Source organism: Candidatus Frankia alpina, from assembly GCF_902806485.1.
Classification (GTDB): domain Bacteria; phylum Actinomycetota; class Actinomycetes; order Frankiales; family Frankiaceae; genus Frankia; species Frankia alpina.
The window spans coordinates 1-3,005 of the sequence record NZ_CADCWT010000384.1 but is presented as its reverse complement, the minus strand read 5'-3'; the positions used below and the strand labels follow the sequence as shown (position 1 = coordinate 3,005).

The window sequence follows — 3,005 nt, the reverse complement described above, 5'->3', positions numbered from 1 at the left end:
CGCTGACCGTCACCCGAGTTTCGAAAGGATCAACCTGGCGGTTTCGGAATAGCTTCACCGTGTCGACGACGTGAGAAACGGAGGAACAACGCCGAGCCCCGAATTTCCAAGATGAGCTGACGGCTGGCACGCGGCTGGCAGTATCGGCGGCACGAAACCCGATGCGAGGCACAACGCTCCCGATTCCCGGATCGGCGGGGAACGGCGGGGAGTGCGGTCAACCGTTGCGCGGTGGGCTCGGCGGGAGAAGTAGTCACATCATCGTGGTGGCGGCGGGTTCGGAACAGCCTCGGCGCCTCCCGTGAAAGGACGTCTGTGTGTCCGATGCCCGTCATCGGTCCCCAGCTGGAGGTCCCCGCGGCGCCGTGCCACGCCGCCGTGACCGGCGTGTCGGCAGGCCGTCGCACGGGCGGTTCACGCGGCCTGGGCCCGCCAACCCGGGCGGTCGGCGCCCGGGTTGGCGGGCCCGCGGGATCGGTCTCGGCGCGGTCAGCAGTGCCGCCCTGCTCGTCCTCGGCGGCCTCACGATCACCGGCGTCGGATTCGCAGCGGCCTCCGTCTGGCACGGCAGCGCGCCGGACGAGTGCGCCGACGGCACCACCCGGACCACGCTGACCATCACCACCGCCCCAACACTGACCGCGCCGATCCGCCGGCTGGCCACCGAGTTCAGCCGGGCGCACTCCGACCAGAGCGGACCCTGTGTGACCTTCGAGGTGTCCGCGACGCCGTCCGACCGGGCGCTCGACGCGCTGTCACGCGCGAACGCGACCGGCTCGGCCGTTCCGGACGTGTGGATCCCCGAGTCGGCGGACTGGTTGGAGCTGGGACAGGAGTCGAACAGCGCGGCGCAGCAGCTCCCGGCGCGGGCGACGACGATCGCCGGCTCCCCCGTCGTCATCGCGATGCCCCGGCTGATGGCGCAGCAGCTCGGCTGGCCCGAACATCACCTGACCTGGGCTGATCTCGCGGCGGACGCGAACAGGACCGCCTTCTGGCCGGGCCACGGGGAGCCCCGGTGGGGCGAGTTCCGCCTCGCCATGGCCAACCCGGAGAATTCGGCGGCGGCGCTGCGGGCGGTCATCGGCACGGTCGGTGCGCAGCGCCGGCTGGCTCCCGCGGACATGACGCCGGGCACCTTCGACCAGGATCGGGCGGCCCAGGCCACGGTGCTGCAGCTGGAGCGCTCGATCGACTGGCTGCCACAGTACGACCACCAGCTGTTCGACGCGGTCCGCGACGGCGGCACGGAGAACGGCGCCGCCGGCAGCGCACCATCCGCCTTCCCCGCCCTGGAGTCCGACGTCATCGCCTACAACCGGACCTTAGCGACACCCGGGCAGGAACCATCTCCCCGTCGACGCTGGTCGCCTCCTACCCGGCCGACGGCGCATTCACGGCAACAGTGCCCTACATCGTCCTCAAGCGGACGACGGACTCGGCGCCCAGGCGCGCCGCGGCGACCGCCTTCGCCGCCTACCTGCGCGGCGATGCCGGGCGGCAGGCGCTGACCGCTGCCGGCTTCCGCACCCCGACGGAACTGCAGGGCCGCAACGACCCGGACGGGCTGTAGGCGAGCCTCAACGTCACCGACGGCGTGCGTTCCACCCCGCCGAAACTCGCCGGTACCGACGCCTCCGACAGCGTGCTCGGGACCGCGCGTCGATTCTTCCGGCACAGCCGGGAACGCGGGGCCACGCTCGCCGTGCTCGACACGTCCGGTTCGATGGCGCTGCCGCTGACGGACGACGCCGGTCGCACCCGCATCCAGGCGGCCACGGACACGACGCTGGCCGGCCTGCGGCTGCTCGCGCCGGACAGCGAGGTCGGGCTCTGGCAGTCGTCCGCCGAACTGCCCGAGGGCCATCGGGAGCTCGCCCCACTGGCCCGCCTGAACGCGCCGGGCCACACCGGCACCCAGCGCGACGGCCTGACCGCGGCACCGGCGGGTCTGAAACCGGCCGGCAGCAGCAACCTCTACTCGACCGCGGTCGCGGCCGTGCGGCAGCTGACCAGCAGGTTCGCCTCGGGCCGGATCAACCGCGTCGTCCTGTTCACCGACGGCGACAACAACGCGGGCGGCGACGATCACGCCGGCAGCAACGATCACGCCGGCAGCGAGCAGTCGGGGCGGCCGGCGGCGAATCCCGAACCGACGCTCGACCAGGCGGTTTCCGCGCTGCAGGCCGCCGCCGATCCGCGCCGGCCCGTCCAGCTCATCGTCATCGCCAGCGACCCCGGCGCGGATTTCGCCGCGTTGCAGCGCCTGGCCGGGGCCACCGGCGGCCACGCCTACCTGACCCCGGACGCGGACGACCTGTTCGACATCTACGTCAACACGCTCACCGGCGGCTGATCCCAGGCCGGCCCGCGACGCCGGGCGGCTAGCCCGAGCCAGCCTGCGACGCATCGCCCACCGGCACACGGCCCGCTCGGCCCGCTCGGGGCCGTCCTCATGCCGCCGCCACGCTCCTCGCCCGGCACCGCCAACCAGCCGCCCCTCGCCATCCCGGCCAGATCGCGGACACATCGTGCCGAGGCCTAATTACGGTTTTGAGCCATAAAACCGTGCCCAGGCCTCGGCACGGCTACGCACACGGCCGATAACGGAATGAAACCGCAGGCAGCGCCTCGGGCCGCGACGCCGACGGCTCAGCCCGCAACGCCGGCCGCGCGGCGTCGGCCGGCCCGGGTGCGCCGCGGATCGGGGCTGGCGGCGTTCGGGAAACGCCGCAGGTACTCGCGTTCGAGCTCCAGCATGCGCAGGGTGTGGGTCTCGAACGCGTCCTCGCTGCCGGCGATGAACGCGTCGTGCCGGGTGCGGTGCAGGTGCCGCAGCTCCCGGACAAGATCGTCGTCGGCCAGGTTGGGGGCGGGGATACCCGCGGGTCGGTGCGTCATAGCCTGGGTGTACCCGCTCTGCCAGCCGCTTTCGCGCCGATCCCGGCCTAGGCCATCACAGCCGGACCGCCATCACAGCCGGACCGCCGTCACAGCGGGGGCGG

3 protein-coding genes and 1 pseudogene are annotated in these 3,005 nt (G+C 72.7%); 3 read left to right on the top strand and 1 reads right to left on the bottom strand.

The annotated features are described in order from the left end of the window. Positions 1-317: 317 nt before the first annotated feature. The 3 genes and pseudogenes from G6R25_RS28375 to G6R25_RS28365 all read left to right on the top strand — a co-directional run. Positions 318-1,295, top strand: a pseudogene (locus G6R25_RS28375) (substrate-binding domain-containing protein); the annotation flags it as partial. 110 nt (positions 1,296-1,405) lie between these two features. Further along, positions 1,406-1,573 carry a substrate-binding domain-containing protein gene (locus G6R25_RS28370; protein WP_235949480.1) on the top strand — a complete coding sequence of 56 codons (168 nt, stop codon included), beginning with the start codon at positions 1,406-1,408 and terminating at the stop codon, positions 1,571-1,573. A gap of 24 nt (positions 1,574-1,597) precedes the next feature. Continuing rightward, positions 1,598-2,356 (top strand): vWA domain-containing protein, encoded by a 759-nt coding sequence (locus tag G6R25_RS28365; RefSeq protein WP_235949479.1) that lies wholly within the window; start codon positions 1,598-1,600, stop codon positions 2,354-2,356. Between the two features lie 296 nt (positions 2,357-2,652). On the opposite strand, the gene G6R25_RS22980 is transcribed toward G6R25_RS28365, so the two are convergent. After that, positions 2,653-2,901 (bottom strand): DUF6158 family protein, encoded by a 249-nt coding sequence (locus G6R25_RS22980; RefSeq protein ID WP_136449523.1) that lies wholly within the window; start codon positions 2,899-2,901, stop codon positions 2,653-2,655. Between the last annotated feature and the right edge of the window lie 104 nt (positions 2,902-3,005).

Bases quoted from the DNA above. Each gene is read 5' to 3' on its own strand.
- G6R25_RS22980 (WP_136449523.1), bottom strand. From the start codon at position 2,901: ATGACGCACCGACCCGCGGGTATCCCCGCCCCCAACCTGGCCGACGAC.